The sequence below is a fragment of the Lentzea sp. HUAS TT2 genome, assembly GCF_051853195.1.
Classification (GTDB): Bacteria; Actinomycetota; Actinomycetes; order Mycobacteriales; family Pseudonocardiaceae; genus Lentzea.
On sequence record NZ_CP196667.1, the window covers coordinates 7,422,088 to 7,439,770 of the forward strand.

The 17,683-nt window shown below is 70.7% G+C and carries 4 protein-coding genes; all 4 read left to right on the forward strand.

From position 1 onward, the window contains the following. Positions 1–62: 62 nt before the first annotated feature. The 4 genes from ACSHWB_RS35220 to ACSHWB_RS35235 all read left to right on the forward strand — a co-directional run bounded on the left by ACSHWB_RS35220 (position 63) and on the right by ACSHWB_RS35235 (position 17,547). Positions 63–233: a hypothetical protein gene (locus ACSHWB_RS35220; RefSeq protein WP_439657616.1), complete on the forward strand. Its 171-nt coding sequence runs from the start codon at positions 63–65 to the stop codon at positions 231–233. Positions 234–763: 530 nt separating this feature from the next. Beyond that, a complete protein-coding gene (locus tag ACSHWB_RS35225; protein ID WP_439657617.1) occupies positions 764–3,550 on the forward strand; it encodes a helix-turn-helix transcriptional regulator in 2,787 nt (928 codons plus the stop codon). A 234-nt stretch (positions 3,551–3,784) separates the two neighbouring features. Beyond that, positions 3,785–16,366: a hemopexin repeat-containing protein gene (locus ACSHWB_RS35230; RefSeq protein ID WP_439657618.1), complete on the forward strand. Its 12,582-nt coding sequence runs from the start codon at positions 3,785–3,787 to the stop codon at positions 16,364–16,366. Between the two features lie 53 nt (positions 16,367–16,419). Next, complete coding sequence (locus ACSHWB_RS35235; RefSeq protein ID WP_439657619.1) at positions 16,420–17,547, forward strand: hypothetical protein; 1,128 nt, start codon at positions 16,420–16,422, stop codon at positions 17,545–17,547. Positions 17,548–17,683: the final 136 nt, after the last annotated feature.

Below are 17,683 nucleotides of genomic sequence, written 5' to 3' on the forward strand. Positions count from 1 at the left end.
CGAGACGGTCAGGCGGGCGGGGTAGGGGGATCGGCCGCACGCTCGGGGGCGAGAGTGCCTGGATGCCCGAAGGGGAATGCCGGCAGGAGCGTGTTCGTGGCAGAGCGGCCGCGCTCGTCGGCGCGACGGTGGTGGACGCGGTGCCGCCGTCCGGCGGGGACGATCGCCGCGAACCCGGCGGCACCCGGCCGGGGTTCGCGGCCGGATTGAGCACGCTGCGGCCGAAACGCTGACCGCGACGCGCGGACTCATCGGTGTGCCGCGCAAGGAGGTGCCGGTGCACGTGACCGATGACTTCGAAGATCTTCCTCTGCCGCCAGGAGTTTCCGTTGCACTGCTGCAGGTTCTGCTGGAGGAGCTGACGAACCGTCGGTGACGCCGGGTCGTCCTTCGACCCGTTGTCCGGACAGGGAACGCACGAAGCGCTGTCGAGCGGCCTGGCGGCGGCGGACACGATCCACGCAGTTCCGGCCGACGACAGGCGCGCGGTGGACCGCCGCGCACAAGGGATCGGACGCGTTCCTCGTCCACCGGGACGCGTTCTACGCGAAGGAGCAGCGCTGGCCGAGTACGCCCTTCTGGACTCTTCGCAGAAGCTTGGATGCGTCGATGTCCCCACGAGGGGCGGTCGACGCGCTTCACACCGATCCACGGGCGTCGTGCAGGCGAAATGGCTGTGAAGAGGAACTCGGGCATCCGGTGCCGTCCGGGAAGTCCCCACCCCTGCCCCCGAACTTCGTCTCCGGTGCGCTAGAACTCGTTCATGCGTTCGAGTCCCGCAGGCGCCGAGTCGTTGCCCCACTTGGTCGAACGGGACGCCGAGACAGCCGTGTTGCGCGCCGCCGTCGAGGCTGTGACGCGCGGGCAAGGCGGAGTGGTCGTCGTGGACGCGGGTGCCGGCATGGGCAAGACGGCGCTGATACGCCGGACTCGTGCCATGGCGGTGGATGCCGGGATCGCCGTGTTGTCGGCTCGTGGGGCCGAACTGGAGCGGGACTTCGCGTTCGGGCTCGTTCGTCAGCTGTTCGAGACGACGTTGCCCGTGGACGTGGAGCGGCGGCGGGCGTTGTTCACGGGTGCAGTCGCGGCCGTCGAGCCGATCTTCGACCTCGGTGAGGGAGAGACGGGGTCGTTGTTCGGTCTGTTCAACGGCTTGTACTGGCTGTTGGTGTCGCTGGCCGAGAGCGGGCCGTTGGTGCTGGTCGTCGACGACGCCCAGTGGGCGGATCCGTCCTCGATGCGGTTCCTGGGTTTTCTCGCACGGCGGCTGGACTCGGTCGCCGTGCTCCTGGTGGTCGCGACCCGTGGCGGCGAGCACGACGACGGCGGGCTGCTCGACGACGTTCTCGCCACCGAGGACTGCGCGCACCTGCGGTTGCGCAGCCTCAGCGCGGCCGGTGTGACGCGGTTGGTGCGCGGGACGGTGAGCGGCGCCGACGACGCGTTCTACGAGGCGTGCCACGTGACCACGGCGGGCAATCCCCTGTTCGTCAGGGAACTGGTACGGGTCCTGGCAGAGAGCCCCGGCGAGACCGCGGCGGTGGTCACCTCGGCCGGCCCCGAAGCGGTCAGGGGGCACGTGGAGGCCCGGTTGCGCAGGCAGCCGGACGAGGTGCGGCGGATCGCCCAGGCTGTCGCGGTGCTGGGTGACAACACGGCGCTGGCGCTCGTCGCCGAGCAGGCGGGAGTGGACGTGGCCACCGCGGCGGTCGGCGCGGAACGCTTGGTGCGGCACGGTTTCTTCGGTGCGGCCGACCCGCCGGCTTTCGCGCACGTGGTGCTGCGGGACGTCGTCCACTCGCTGGTTCCGCTTGCGGAGCGCGGAGCGGGGCACGACCGCGCGGCCAGGGTGCTGGCAGCTTCGGGGGCCGAGGTGGCCGCGGTCGCCTCGCACGTGCTGCGGACGCTGCCCGCCGAACGCCCGGACCGGGTGAAGGTGCTCGTCGCCGCCGCGGCCCAGGCGTGGCAGCGCGGGTCGCCGCAGGACGCGGGGACCTACCTGGCCCGCGCCAGGCAGGAGCCGCCGGAGACGGGGCTGCGCTCGGAGGTCAGCCGGCTGCTCGGCAACTGCGAGGTGCACCGGCTGGCGATCGCCGAGGCGGACGTCCACCTGCGCGAGGCGCTCGCGCTGGCCGGCACGCCGGAACAGAGCGCGCGGTGCGGTTACAGCCTGGCCCGGTTCCGCAACGCCTGCGGCGAGATCCCGGCGGCGTTGACACTGCTCCGTCAGGTCGCGCGGGTCATGCCACGGGACGCACCCGCCCAGCTCGGCAGGGACGTCCTGTCGGAACTGCTCGGCGTGGCCCGCTCCGATCTGTCGGCACGCGAAGAACTGGTCGCACGGCTTGCCGCGTTCCGTGCGACGGCCGACCGCACCGATCCCGTGCTGGCAGCGCACCTGTCCGTGGAGGAGGTGTTCACCGGCGGGCGCGCCGACGACGCGGTCGCACTCGCCGAAACCGCGCTCGACGGCAACCGCCTCACGCCCGAACGGTCGGCACTCTGGTCGGCGATGAACACGCTGCTCGTAGCCGACCGACTAGTCGAGGCCGAGCAACGCGGCCAGCGGGCGCTGCGCAACGCCCTGGAGCGCGGCCAGCTGTTCGCCGTGGGCATCGTGCACGCCTACCTGGCGCGGATCTCGTTGCTGCGAGGGAATCTCACCGCCGCCGACGAACACGTGGAACTGGGCACGGGTGCGGTCCCGAGGCCGAACGTCGCGCTACCCGCACTCGACGCCGCACGGGTGCACCTGCTCGTCGAACGCGGCCGGCTGGACGAGGCACGCGCGGTGCTCGACGACGGAGTCCTGGCCGACGGCGCGATGCCACGTGCGTCGTTGCACACGTGGCTGCTGGAGTCGCGGATGCGCCTGCACGCGGCGCTGGGCGACGACGAGGTGCTGCTCACCGATGCGATGGCGTGCGGCACGTTGTACGCGAGGTGGGGCGTGACCGGGCTGTGGGACGTGCAGTGGCGCCTGCACGCGGCGGCGGCCCATCGCAGGGCGGGCAGGCGAGAACAGGCGGCGGTGCTGGTGGCAGAACAGCTGCGCCTGGCACGGATGTTCGGTGTGCCGAGGCACGTGGCGACGGCACTTCGAGCGGGCGCGGGCGGTGACCTGGGAGTGCTGGCGGAGGCGGTGCGGCTGCTGCGGGAAGGCCCCGCCCGGCTGGAGCTGGCCGAGGCGCTCGCCGAACTGGGAGAAGCGCGCCAGCGGGGCGGCGACCGCGCCGGAGCACGCGCCACCACGAAGGAAGCGGCCGAGATCGCCCTGGGGTGCCGCGCGGAGGCGCTGGCCGAACGGCTGACGGCGGGTCTGACCGTGGGCGGGGGCCGGCCGCCGCGCATCGAGGTGACGGGAGTGGCGGCGCTGACCCCGTCGGAGCTGCGGGTGGCGGAGCTGGCGGCCGACGCGCTGACCAACCGGCAGATCGCCGAGAACCTCTTCGTCACCGAGAAGACCGTGGAGACGCACCTCGGCAGGGCCTACCGCAAGCTCGGCGTGCGGTCGCGCACCCAGCTCGCGGTGCGCATGTCCCTCCGCTGAGTCCGGCAGCGGCACTTCCCGCGCCCCGTGCCAAACGTCAGGGGAATCGTCAGGGGTTCCCCGGACGACGCTCGGGGCCACTCCGCCATAGCGTTCCGGCAACCGGTCAGGCCACAGGACGCGCAGTCCGCGTCCGGCTCTTCTCCGAGGTCTCCTGCGGTACGTCCGCCACAGGCGGGACCGCGGCGCGCCGTCCGGCGAATCGTCTCGTCCCGGAAACCCCTGGAGAACCCAGTGCTGCACGAGGAGTCGGCTCCCGACTACGAGGACCTGTTCGGCGAGGCGGAGAACAGGCCGGACGACGCACGGTCGGTCTACTCGCCGGCCGCCTACCTGGTCGATCTGCTGGCGATGCTGGAGACCGACTTCGCCGAGCCGTCCCTGCTGGGACCCGCGCGCAGGCCCGACCTGTTGCAGGTGCCGCTGGACGAGGCGAACACGCTCACCGAGACGCCGTACCTCGACATCGTCAACTCGGTGCTCGAAGGCACCTTCGAGGGTGATGACCCGTACGAGCAGCTCCTGCTGCGCAAGTACCCGTTCGTTCTGCCCTTCTCCTTGTCCCACGCACGGATCGCGACCTACCTGCGTCACCTGGAGGTCACGCCGCTGGAGCTGTACCGGCTGTTCGCCCCGCGGCCCGACCACGACATCGCCGCCCGCGAGTACCTCGGCATGTCGCCGGCGGAGGTCGCGGAGGTGTTGCGCGACGACGAGGCGGTTCCCGCGGACTTCGGTCTGGACGGGGAGAAGCTGCTCGTGTTGAAGGACGCGGAACGACTCGCGGAAGCCCTCGGACTCACCGGCGAGGAGCTGCGCGCGTTGGTGGCCGTCACCCCACCGGCGTCCATCAGCTCCGACGGATCCACAGTGGACTGGGGCGCGGACGGCGCGGCGTGGCTCACGCGGGCTCGCAAGCTGGTGCGGATGTCCCTGGCCACCGGGCTGGCCCTGCCGGACCTCGGTCTGGCCGTGAACTCGTGCTGTGCCGGCCGGATCGACGAGGCCGGCCTGCGCACCCTGGCGGTCGTGCTGCGCCTGCACCGCGTGCACGGGCTCGCCGTCACCGACAGCTGCCGGATGGCCGTGCCGATCGAACCGGAGGAGGTCCAGGGTTGTTCCGGCGATCTCCTCGCGGTGCGCAACAAGGACTACCTGTCGCGGCTGGCGGGCTGGATCGAGGTGGCCGAGACCGACATCGGCACCATCGTCCGCCGCTACCGCGAGCGCCACCGGGCCGACGAGCCCAGCCCGTTCGACCGGGGAGGGATCGGCCTGCCCGAGATCGGGTTGCTGCACCGGACGTGCCTGGTCGCCGGAGCGCTCGGCATCGGGATGGACGAGCTGTTCGACGTGCTGACGGCGCTGGACAGCGATCCGTCGGCACGGCGGTACACGACGTTCCCGGTGCTGGGCGAGATCGATCCCGCCCGGCGCGACGTCTTCGCGATCCTCGCGGGCGGGGCGCCGGCCGAGAGCCTGTGGCTGGTGCAGACCCTGTTCGAGGTGGTCGGCTGGATGCAGGCCGCCGGGTTCGGTGGTGCCGAGCTGGCCCTGGTGCTGGGAGGTGGCCAGGACTCCGGCGAGGACGGCGGGCGGGCACTGGCCGGCGCGATCGGCCAGGCGTTCGGCGCGGTCGCCTTCGGTGCGGAGGCGTTCGCCGGCAGCCGGTTCGAAGGGCGCGCCGCCACGGTCGTCAGCGACGTGCTGGCCGCGTACGACGACGGCGTGGTCTCGTCCGAGGACGACCGGCTGCTGCGGCTCGACCAGGAAGTGGTGGTCGCCGCGGCCTACGACGCCGTGACCGATCTCGGCGTGATCGTGCCGGAGGACTTCGCCGGGCTCGGTCTGGGCGACCGGATGCAGGCGAAGATCTTCGGCAACCTGGTCCTGCTGGGACATCTGCGGGCCGATGGCACGCTCGCCGGCGAGGTGCCGGAGGACCTGCTGCTGGCCACCGACTTCGACGACCACCGCGAGGAGCTGTTCAAGGCGATCGGCGCGGTCGCCGACACCTCGGCGGCGTTCTTCCCCGCCGACCTCGCCGTGCTCGAGACCCTGACACCGCGGCAGCGCGCCGAGCTCTACGACAACCTCGTTCACCACGGCCACGTCGCGGACAGCGGCGAGCTCGCCGATCCCGGTTTCTTCGCTGACCCTGCCAACATCGAACTCTTCGCGCCCAGCGTCGACCTGAGTGACGCGCAGGCGGCAGTGCGTGCCGAACTGGTCACGCGGACCGTCAGGTTCGCCGACGAGCCGTTCACCGTGGACGCCGCCGTCTTCGCCGGACTCGGGTTCAGCTCGGCCCAGGTGACGGCCCTGGTGGAGAGCCTGGTCTTCAACGGCCACCTGAACGAGAACGGCGCAGTGCGGGACAAGACCGCGCTGGTCGACCTGCGTGCCGAGGACTTCGGTCTCGGGCTGGAGTTCTACCCGAAGCGCAGGGCGGTCCTGGACGCGATCCGGATCAGCCTGCGGCGACTGTGGACCGAACTGCACACCTTCACCGCCGACGACTTCGCCGTGATCGCCGACGAGACCGTGTGCCGCCGAGTGGTCGCCGCCCTGGACGGCCGCTACACGCGTGAGCAGCGGATCGTGGACGAGGCCCTGTTCGCCCGGCCCTTCGCCGGCCTCGATCTCGGCACCGGTTTCCTGCCGGCGGACCAGGAGATGGTCTTCCACCGGATCGGCGCCGTCCTGGACGACCAGCGGCCGTACCGGGTCGACCCGGCCGCCGTGACCGCGCTGGGCTTCACCGACGAGGATCGCGACCGGTTGCTGGCACACCTGGTCGCGGCCGGTCACCTCACCGACGGGTTCGCGGTCGTCCAGGAACGCCTGCCGTACTTTGGCGAGATCACCAGCGCCTACGACTTCGAGCTTCCCGGGCTGACCGACTACAGCAAGGACGTCTTCTTCCTGCTGCACGCTGTCGCCGTCGAGACGACCGCGGCCGTGACCGAGATCGCCGACCTGCTCGTGCGGCGTGCGGGCGAGCAGGAACTGGCGTTGCACGGGGTGGTGGCCGACGCGTTCGGCATCGCCACGGCGACGGCGGCCGCGATCTGTGAGGCCATGACCGGCGGACCCGCCGAGACGCTGGACCTCCTGGTCGCTCCGGTGCTGGCCGCGGGAGGCCCACCGGACGACCCGCGCTTCCGGTTGGCCCACCGGCGGATCCGCCGGTTCGCCGTGCTGGCCGCCAAGCTCGGGCTGACCCCCGCCGAGGTCACGGCCGTGTTCACCGACCAGGACCTCGTCGGCAAGTTCCCGGAGAACCTCGTGCTGCCACCGGGTGTGCGGCGGTTCGACGCCCTGCTGGAGGCGCACGACGGCACTGTCCTGGTCTTCGCGGGAGCGGGCTACTGGACCTACGCCGCCGGAACCCGCGCACTGATCAGCCCTGCCTCGGCGCCGCTCTCCGACCTGTCACCCGCCTTCGCCGGGCTGACCGGCGTCGACGCCGCCTTCACCCTTCCGTCCGGCGTGGAGTGGGTCGCGGGGCACACCGCGGACGGGACGTCGCGCGCCTTCACCCGTGAGCCCGGCAGCACCCGGTGGGTGTCGCGGGACCAGGTCTGGGGCAAGGTCAGGAACACCTTCGCCGATCCCGAGCGGATCGACGGCGCGTACGTCGACGCGGACGGCCGCACCCACCTGTTCTGCGGCGACCAGTACATCCGGTACTCGACGCCGGACTACACGCACGTCGACGAGGGCTACCCGCGTCCGATCGCGGAGTGGCGGGAACGCGAGGGCGTCGGGGGAGCCGCGGGGCCGCTCGACGCGTTCCAGGCACCGGACGGGCACGTCCACGTCCTCACGGGCGCGACCGGGTGGGGCGCCCTGCGCAACGCGTTCGAGCGGCTGGAGCGGATCGACGCGGCGCACGTGGCGGGGTCCGCCGTCCAGCTGTACGCGGGCGACCAGGTCGTCCGGTACTCCGACAGCATCGAGAACGACGGCGTGCGCGCCGACGAGGGGTACCCGCGCCGCGTCCACGACGTTCCGGCGCGGTTCGAAGGCGGCGTCGAAGCCGCCTTCACCGACGCCGACGGCGTGCTGCACCTGTTCAAGGCGGGCATGACCGCGGCGGTCACGGCCGGGGGAGCGTCGGTCGTGCCGACCGCCCAGCGGTGGGGCGTGCCGGCGCCGGTGTTGCCGAGCGGCCGGGTCGACGCCGCTCTCGCCGGCCTCGACGGCAGGACGTACCTCTTCAGCGGTGGCAGTTACCTGCGCTACTCGTCCGCGAACTACTCCACTGTGGACGTCGGGTACCCGCGGGCGGTCGAGTCGGACTGGGGTGGCATCAGCACGGTCGACGCGGCGTTCGTGATGGAGAACCGGACGTACGTGTTCGGCGTCGGCGGCGTGCTGTTCGACCTGCCACTGGAACTGCAGGACGACGTGGCCCGCGCACAGCTCACGCCCGCGCTCCGCAACCGGTTCGCCGAGCACGGTCTCACCCCGGGCGGGATCACCGGTTCGTCTCCACAGTGGACGCTGACCACCGAACAGGGCGTCACCCTGACGGTCGCGCTCGAAGGCTTGCGGATGAAGGTCCGCGGCGACGGTGCGCGCTACTACGTGCGCTACAGCACCAACGACTACCGCACGCCCGACGCCGGTTTCCCGAAACTGTTGTCCGACAACTGGTGGAACATGCCGGAGGGGGTGGACCCCGGTCCGGTCGACGCCGTCTTCACCGGCCGCGACCACAACACCTACCTCTTCGCCGGCGACCGGTTCCTCCGGTTCGACGCCCGGCACCGGTGGTGGTCGCCGCCGATGTCGCTGCGCGAGGAGTGGGACAGCGTGCCGTTCGACGAGGTCGACGCCGCGTTCGTCGGCCACGACGGCAGGACCTACCTGTTCTCCGGCGACCGGTACGTCCGCTACTCGACCGACGACTACACCCGGGTCGACGACGGCTACCCGGCGACCGTCAGCGCGCACTGGGGCAAGGTGCGCAACAACATCGAGCGCACCGGCCGGGTCGACGCGGCTCTGGTCACGCGGATCGTGGACGAGGTCGACGGCGTCGAAGTGCGGCGGGACCACACCTACCTGTTCTCCGGCGACCAGTACTTCCGCTACCGCGACAACGGGTTCGAGCACGTCGAGGCCGGCTATCCCAGGCTCCTCAGGGATCTGGTGTCCGAGCCGGGTCTCTCCGGCCTGGACGTCGCACTGGACGGTGTCGACGCCGCGTTCGCGGACCGCCGCACCACCTACCTGTTCCGGGACGGGCAGTGCCACGCGGTGTCCGCCTCGGCCTACCGCCGCTACGACGACCTCGACCTCGCCGACGTGTCCTGCGCCTTCGTCGAAGGTGGCAGCGTCATCGCCGCCCACCGCGAGAAGGGCTGGGTGAAGCGGTCCGCCATCGAGGCGCCACAGGCCCATGCCACCTCGTTCCGGCCGCGGACCCTGCGCGCGGTGCCACCCGAGTTCCAGTCCGGTGTGGACAGCGTGCTCATGGGCACCGACGGCAACGTCTACGTGTTCAAGGGCAGTAGCTGCTTCGACACCCAGCTCGACAGGGCCTACCCGCTCGCCGCGGAGTGGGGCCGCCCGCGCAACGCCATCCACGAGAACAGCCGGGTCGACGCGGCGTTCGCCGGCCGTGACGGCAAGACCTACCTGTTCAGCGACGACCAGTTCGTGGTGTGCGCCGGTCCGGACTCCGCGATCGAAGGCGATCCGCTGCCGATCAGCGCGCACTGGGCAGGACTGACCAGTGTGGCGATCGCCTACGTGGTGGGGGACAGGACCGTCCTCGTCGAACACCCCGGCGAGGACGGCCGCGCCCGGCGGGTCCAGTACTCGGGCACCGACTACCGGGTCCCCGATCCGGGTTACCCGGTCGTGGAGGAGATCTTCCCGGACCTCCCCGCCGGCCTCCCGTTCCCGGACGCGGTGCTCGTCGAGGGCGACACGCTGATCCTGCTGGCAGGCGAACGCTGTGTCTCCCGCACCGAACGCACCGGGCGCTGGTCGGTGGTGCGGCCGATCGAGCGGCTGTTCCCCGGCTTCGGCCACGGCCTGGACTCACCGGACGGCCTGCGGGCCGCCTTCACCGCGCACGACGGCGCGACCTACTTCTTCTTCGACCGGACCTTCGCCCGTTTCGCCGACGGCGCTTTCGGTCCGCAGGAGCCGACTCGCGACCGCTGGGGTCTGTCGGGCAACCCGTTCATCACCGCCGGCCGTGGGATCGACGCCGCATTCGTCTGGCGTGGCGAGGTCACGTACCTGTTCTCCGGTGACCGCTTCGTCCGCTACACGGGTTCCGGCTACCGGTCGATCGATCCGGGCTACCCGCGCCGGATCGCCGACGAGCTGCGGCTCGAGGAGCCTTTCGCGGCGCTGCCGGAGTCCTTCGCCGACGAGCTGGACCGGCCGCTCGACGCGGTCGTCGGCAACGACCGCACCATCCACGTGATCGTCGGCGGCGTGTGCCACACCGTGTCGACGGCGCTCACGGCGACGTTCCCGATCGACCGGATCGGACGGGTGCGCAACACGATCGCCGAGTCCGGTGTGGTCGACGCGGCCCTGGTGGCCGACGGCCGCGTGTACCTGTTCGGCGGCGACCAGTACGTCCGCTACTCCTCGGCCGACTTCACCCACGTCGACGACGGCTACCCGCGGCCGATCGAGGCGATCGCCACCGAGCTGGACATCCCCGCACTGCCGGTGGCGTTCCAGGACGGTGTCGACGCGGCGTTCCGCGGACCGGACGGCCGGACCCGGCTGTTCCGGGGCAGGCAGTTCGTCGTCGACGGCGAAGCGCACCCCGTCAAGGACGTGTGGGGCAAGGTGCGCAACGCCTTCGACGCCGGTCGGCTGGACGCGGCCGTGGTCGCGCCGACCGGTCACCTGTACGCCTTCGCGGGCGGGCAGTTCGTCCGTTACCCGGCAGGGGAGCCGTTCGACTTCGTCGAACCGGGTTTCCCCCGGACCGTCCGGGACGACTGGGGTGACCTCCCGGCGGAGTTCGAGGCCGGGCCGGACGGCGCCTTCGGCTTCGAGGGCCGCACCTACCTGACCAAGGCCGACCGGTACGTCCGCTACTCCGGCGGGTACGACGAGGTCGACCGCACCTTCCCGCAGGAGTTCCGGCACCGCTGGGCCGGCACGGCCGACTACCGGCTGACCGACGTGCACACGATCGTCCGGTTCACCGAGCTGGTCCGGTCCCGGCCGGAAGGACTGGAGTCGCTGCTGGTCGACGGCGCGGACGACCCGTACGAGTACCTGGCCGGTCTTTTCGGGTGGGACGTGGCGGACGTGCGGTGGGCGCAGCGCAACAGCGGGCTGCTGGTCTCCGGGACGACCGAGGAGATCGCGCCCGGCATCGAGTTCCTGCTGGCGCTCGTCGACGCGTTCGCCGTGGCCGGGAGGTTCGGCACCGGCCCGCGCCGCCTGTACGACGAGGTCTGGTCCCAGGTCCACGGCCAGGGTGACCCGGCCGCGGCCGCGTCGGCCCTGCTGCGCCTGGTCGAGGCGCGGACCGCCCCGCAGGAGTGGCCCAAGCTCCGACCGCACCTGCACGACCAGGTCAACGTGCTGAAGCGGGACGCACTGGTGGCCGCGGTCGCCCCTGGCCCCGACGGTGTCCAGGAGTTGTTCCGGCGCTTCCTGATCGACGCCGGAACAGGGCCCACCGCCACCACGTCCCGCGTCCGCGAGGCCATCGCGGCCGCGCAGCTGTTCGTGCACCGGTACCTGCTGGACCTGGAGGACGTCGTCCTGCGACCGCGGCCGGACGAGAGCCAGGCCGATCCGGACGACGTCCGGGCGAGGCTCAAGTCCTGGTGGACGTGGATGCGCAACTACCGCACCTGGGAGGCGAACCGGAAGGTCTTCCTCTACCCGGAGAACTACCTGCGGCCGGAGCTGCGCGACCGCAAGACGCCCGCGTTCGCCGCGCTGGAGGACGACCTGCTGCAGAAGGAGGTCACCGCCGAGTCGGTCCGGGCCGCCTACAAGCGCTACCTGGACGAGTACACCGAGGTGTCCCGGCTGACGATCGCCGGCGGCTACGTCTACACCGAGGACGACGCCGCCGCCGGCGCGCGCAAGCTGGTCCTGTTCGGACGGACCAGGACCCAGCCGCACCGCTACTACTACCGCGCGGCCCAGTTCCGCGACGGCGAGACGCTGTCCACCGCCTGGGAGCCGTGGGAGCGGGTCGACCTGGCGATCGACGCGGACCGGGTCGACCCGGTGCACGCCTTCGGCCGTGTGTTCGTGTTCTGGCCGGTGGTCGAGGCGGTCACCCCGGACACGACCGCCACCACGGTGCTCACCGAACCCGTGAAGGGCGGTGGCCAGAAGGTCACCGCGCCACCCCCGAAGTACCGGATCAAGATCTGCTACTCCTTCCGCAACCTCAACCAGGAGTGGGTGCCCGCGCAGCTGCTCGCGGTCAGCACCAGGGAAAGCTCCTCCGTCAGCGAACTGCGTCTGCACGTCAAGGCGTCCCGGACGGTCCCGGGCGGAGACTCGCACGACTCGATCCTGGTCCAGTGCTCCTACCGGGACGGCGACGTGCGGGAGAACTGGGCCACCACGCTGACCCCTGAGCTCTACGGGCTGCCCGCGACCGGCACGGTCGTCACCCCGCCCCGCCTGGTCGACCCGACCTACATCTTCGCTGAGCCGATCGGCGTCCCCGCCGGTTCGCCGGTGCCGGACCCGGCGGCGATCGTGCAGTTCAACGCGCCGGTCGACAGCACCGACGGCCCGTGGCTGAGCATCGACCACAAGGGCGGCAGCTTCCTGTGCCGGCCGATCGTCGCACCGGCCCTGCTACCGGCCGTCCGGCCGCTCAAGAACAACCCCGACAACTTGCCGACCTCGCTGACCAGCATCGACGCCGCGTTCGAGCTCCCGGACGGCACTCGGTACTACTTCGACAACTCGGGTCCGGTGTACGTGGTGGTGCCGCCGGACAAGAACGCCACCCGGCTGACCAAGCGGCCGACCGCCGAGCGGTTCGGGCTGTCCGGCACCGTGCTGAGCCGCACCGGCCGGCTCGACGCCGCCATCAGGCGGGGCGACCACATGTTCCTGTTCACGGGCGACGAGTACTACCGCTGCCACAAGAACAGCTTCCCCCGGCCGGACGAGGGCTACCCGAAGAAGCTGGCGACCAACGACGACAACCTGCCCCGCTGGTCCAGGGTCGACGCCGCCGTGGTGCAGGGCGACGGCCGGGTGGTCTTCTACTCCCGCGAGCACCACGGTCTGGTGTCCGACGCGGACCTCGGCAGGACGTGGGAGGTCGGTCAGCGCGGAAAGGCCCCCGCCGACGCCGATGTCCAGCTGCTGCAGGACAAGGGCGAGCTCTACCTGGTCTTCGGCGCGCAGTACGCGAAGATCGACAAGTCCGGTGCAGTGGGCGGGAACTACCCCAGGGCGTTGGCGGGCAACCCCGACGGTCTGCCGCAGCAGGCCGCCGCCGGGCCGTCGTTCGTCCTCAACGGAGTCTCCTACTGGTTCGACAACGCCCAGCGCACGTTCCTGTTGCGTGCCGGCGGGGACACGACCTATCCGACCAGGACGTTCTTCAACTCCTCCCTCCCGGCGAGGACCGGGCGGGTGGATGCGGCCTACGTCGAGGACGGCAGGCTGTACCTCGTCTCCGGCAGCGAGTACCTGCGGTACACCCTCGACGAGAACGGCGCCGTCCCGGACGGTCACGACGACGGGTACCCCAAGCCTCTCGGAGGGCCGGTCTCGGCCGTGATCAACCGAGGCCACCACCGGTACGTCTTCGACGGTGCCGAGTACGGCGCGCTGCCGATCGACGCGGAACCGGACAGCGTGGTGGCGCGGCGTCCGATCGCGGGCAACTGGGAAGGGCTGCCCGCGGGCTTCCCCGGCAACCACACCGGGACGCTCGAGACCGCCTCGGCGCTGTACCTGTTCACGAGCGACGGCTACCTGGCCTATCCGAAGGACTCGCCCGCGCCCAGGGAGACGATCGCGGTGGCGCACGAGGTCATCCGGCTGACGTCGAGCACCGCCTTCGAGCTCAACCGCCGCCTGCTCGTCGGTGGCATTGAGGCCCTGCTGGCCCCGGACACCCAGGAACTGGACGAGCTGCCCGCGTTCAGCGCCGAGAAGTCGGACGCGACCACGATCCGGGTCCAGCCGGAGACGGCGAAGGCCGGTGTGCCGGTCGGCGCGCACCTGGACTTCGACAGCGCGAACGGCCTGTACTACTGGGAGATCTTCTTCCACGCCCCGATGCTGATCGCCCAGGCGCTCAACGGCGCCCAGCGCTTCGAGGAGGCCAGGCGCTGGGTCGAGCACGTCTTCGACCCGACCGTGCGCGAACGGCCCTGGCGCTTCCTGCCGTTCCACGAGAGTCCGGACCGCGACGCCGTCGAGGCCGCGTCCGACCGGGCCGCACTGCTGGAGGCCTACCGCGACGACCCGTTCGACCCGCACGCCATCGCGCAGCTGCGCCCGGAGTCGTACCGGCGGGCCACCGTGATGTCCTATGTGGACAACCTGCTCGACTGGGGTGACCTGCTCTTCCGCCAGTACACGGCGGAGAGCGTGGACGAGGCCAGGATGCTCTACATCTTCGCCTACGACCTGCTCGGCAAGCGGCCCTACGACCTCGGGCCCCGGCTGCTGCCGGGGACGTCCACCTACGACAAGCTCGACGAGGTCGCCGGCCTCACGTTGGACGGCGTACTGCTGGAAGGTTCCGGCGCGGTGCACGCCGGCGTGGCGGACCCGTACTTCCACGTGCCGGGCAACAGCGTGTTCCTCGAGTACTGGAACCGGGTCGAGGACCGGCTCGGCAAGATCCGCGCCTCCATGGACATCCTGGGCATCAGCCGACCACTGCCGTTGTTCGCCCCGCCGGCCGACGTCGCCTCACTGGTCCGCGCCGCGGCGTCCGGGGCGTCCATCGAGCAGGTCGTGGCCACCACGGCCGCGTCCGTCCCCGCGTACCGGTTCACGTTCCTGCACCGCGCGGCGCTCGACCTCACCGACCGGTGCCGCCAGCTCGGGAGCGACCTGCTCGCCGCGTTCGACCGCCGTGACACCGAGGAGCTCGCCCTGCTGCAGAACCGGCAGGAGGCCGCGATCCTGGCGCTGACGCGGGAGGTGAAGCTGAACCAGATCGAGGCGGCGCAGGAGACGCTGCGCGAGCTCCAGGCCGCCCAGGCGGGTGCGGGCGAGCGGATCCGGCACTACGAGCACCTGATCGGCGTCGGGGCGTCACCGCTGCAGATCGCTCAGCTCACGGCCATGTCGGCGGGGGCGGCCTCGCACTTCGCCGCCAGCGGACTGAAGATCGCCGCGGCGGCCGCCTCGGCCGGCCCGCAGAACTACATCGGCCCGTTCATCGCCGGCACGTCGTGGGGCAGCGACCAGCTCGGCGAGGCACTGGACAAGGGCTCGGAGGTCGCGGAGTCGCTGGGCGAGGGGCTCAGCATGCTCGGCGAGGTGTTCGGTGCCCGCGCCGAACAGCTGCGCCAGGAGGAGGACTGGCGGCTGCAACTGGCCACCTCACGGGCCGACGCCGAGCAGATCGGCCACCAGGTCCTGGGGGCGGAGCTCCAGGTGGGGATCGCCCGGCAGGAGCTGGCGGTGCTCGACCGGCAGGCCGCGCACCTCGGCGAGGTCACCACCTTCCTCACCGGGAAGTTCGCCGGCCACCAGCTCTACGGCTGGATGGCCACGCGGCTGTCCGGGCTGTACTTCCAGACCTACCACCTGGCGTACGAGCTGGCCCGGTCCGCGGAGAAGGCGTACCACTTCGAACGCGGTACCGAGGACGCGTTCGTCCAGCCGACACACTGGGACTCCCACCGCAACGGCCTGCTCGCGGCCGAGGCCCTGGCCGCCGATCTGGGCAGGCTCGGCCAGGCGTACACCGCCGGCGCCGGCCGGAACCTGGAGATCACCAAACGGCTGAGCCTGGTGGAGCTCGACCCGATGGCGCTGCTGGCGTTGCGGGGCAACGGAACCAGCGAGTTCACGCTCTCGGAGGACCTCTACGACCGGGACTTCCCCGGCCACTACCGCCGGCAGATCCGCACGGTCAGCGTCACGTTCGAGACCGCCGACGGCCCGATCGGCGTGCCCGCCACGCTCACCCAGCTGGACAACAAGATCGTGCTCGCACCGGACCCGAAAGCGGTCAGGTACCTGCTCGATCCCAAGGGAACGCCACCGGAGTCGCTGCGCGGCGACTGGCGTCCCAGCCGGCAGATCGCGCTGTCGGACGTCGAGGACGGCCGCGAGAACAACGGCATGTTCGAGCTGCGCTACGACGACGACCTCTACCTGCCGTTCGAGGGCACCGGCGCGGTCTCCCGCTGGCGGCTGACGGCCCGGCGGGTCCCGACCGGCCTGCTGGACGTGACGATCACGGTGAAGTACACGGCCGAACAGGGCGGCGAGACCTTCGGCACGGCGGTCTCGGGCATGCTCCGCCCGCGTCCGGCGGCGCGGTACCTCGACGTCGCCACCGAGTTCCCGAACGAATGGGCAGCGTTCACCGGAGGTGACACCGACCGGCTGCCGTTGCCGATCACCCCAGGCCACCTGCCCGGCATCACCGGGCGCCAGATCACCGGCGTCCACGCCACTTACGGCCTAGCCACCGCCACGCCGGCCAGGTTCCTGCTCAACGGCGACACCCGCCTCGCACTCGACAACGGCCAACTGCTGAACACCCCCGGCCTGACCACCGGCGACTGGACCCTGGTCCACGAAGGCGGCCCGGTCACCGGTCTCGGCCTGATCCTGACCTACCGCGCCGGCGCTCAGTGAGGCCGCCGTGCCGAAGAAAGACGACTCATCCCTGACAGCAGTGGAGAAAAGCCATGCCCGGAAGAACCCGCTCGGCGTCGATGCGCTCGACCCGTCGTGCGTCGAGGTCGGAGACGAGCACGGCGGAGGACGGAACCGGGAATCCGGTGCGACGCCGGGCGAACTCGATCGCAGGCTCCCAAGCCGGAACCGAACTGATGACGAAACGGCAGGGACTGTTGCCGACCACGGTTCTTGCGCTTGCGACCGAGCACACGGTGGCGACGTACGACAGCGCCTTGAACCGTCTGAAACTCGTCCGCGGGAAGGACGAGGCGAGCGAAGTGGACGTGACGGAGCTCGAGAACTTCGTCGGGAGGGCCGACACCGGCAAGCCGTTCGAATGGGGCGAGCAGCACGAGTACACGGTGCTCCGCGAGGGCGTTGCCGGGCGGAAGTGGGTTCTTGACCGGACCGACGGATCCGTGACCGGGTACCGCGAGTTCGTGACGGCCCAGAAGTGGCGCAGGTTCAGGCCAGGCAACCGGGATTCGGTGGACGTCGTGAGCGAGGTTCCGGAATCGACTTATCAGCTGCCTCTCGAATACTTCAAGCTCGTACCTGTGAAACACGTCCAAAGCATCGCGAAGAGCGGCCTGGAAGGCAGTGCCAGCCGAGTGAGACTGGGGCTCTCGTCGGGAAACCAGGAGTACGCCAAGCGAGATTCCCTGCTGGGCGCGGCCACCTGGTTGGGGACGACCACCGTCGTCGGGGAGTCCATGCAGGAGGAGGGTTCACCGCCGGTCTTGAATCTCCGCATCGTGGTGCCCGAGGCGTTCCGCGACGCCTACCTGCGCGACAGCCAAGCGGTACTGCTGGGAAACTCGACGAAGGTCGGCGACACCGCCATTTCGTTCTCGCCTGTTCCGGCTCGCTACCTGACTCTGGACATCGGGTCCCTCCGCACGGCCGTGGCCGAAGCCAAGATGAACGAAGATCCGTATGGCGGAACGCGTCAACCAGCACAACAGTTGGAGATGACAGAAGCGATCAAGCATCTCGGCACGCGCACGCTGGCCGAGATGACTGACGCCGAGTCCGTCGAACACCTGAAGAAGTTCGCTGCCTTGATCAACGCCGCATCCGAACGCAGGACCCAGGAAGACGAGGGGAGCAGCGGATTCAGTGACAGCGACGAGTAGTACGCGACGACTCCATGACACGCCTGCGGAATCAGCGGACGCCCGCACGGCACCCCGTGCAAGCACGAACACAGTCTCCATGGTGACCCTGTGCGTGCCGGGAAATACGTTCGTACCTGTCGTGGAGTGCTTTCAC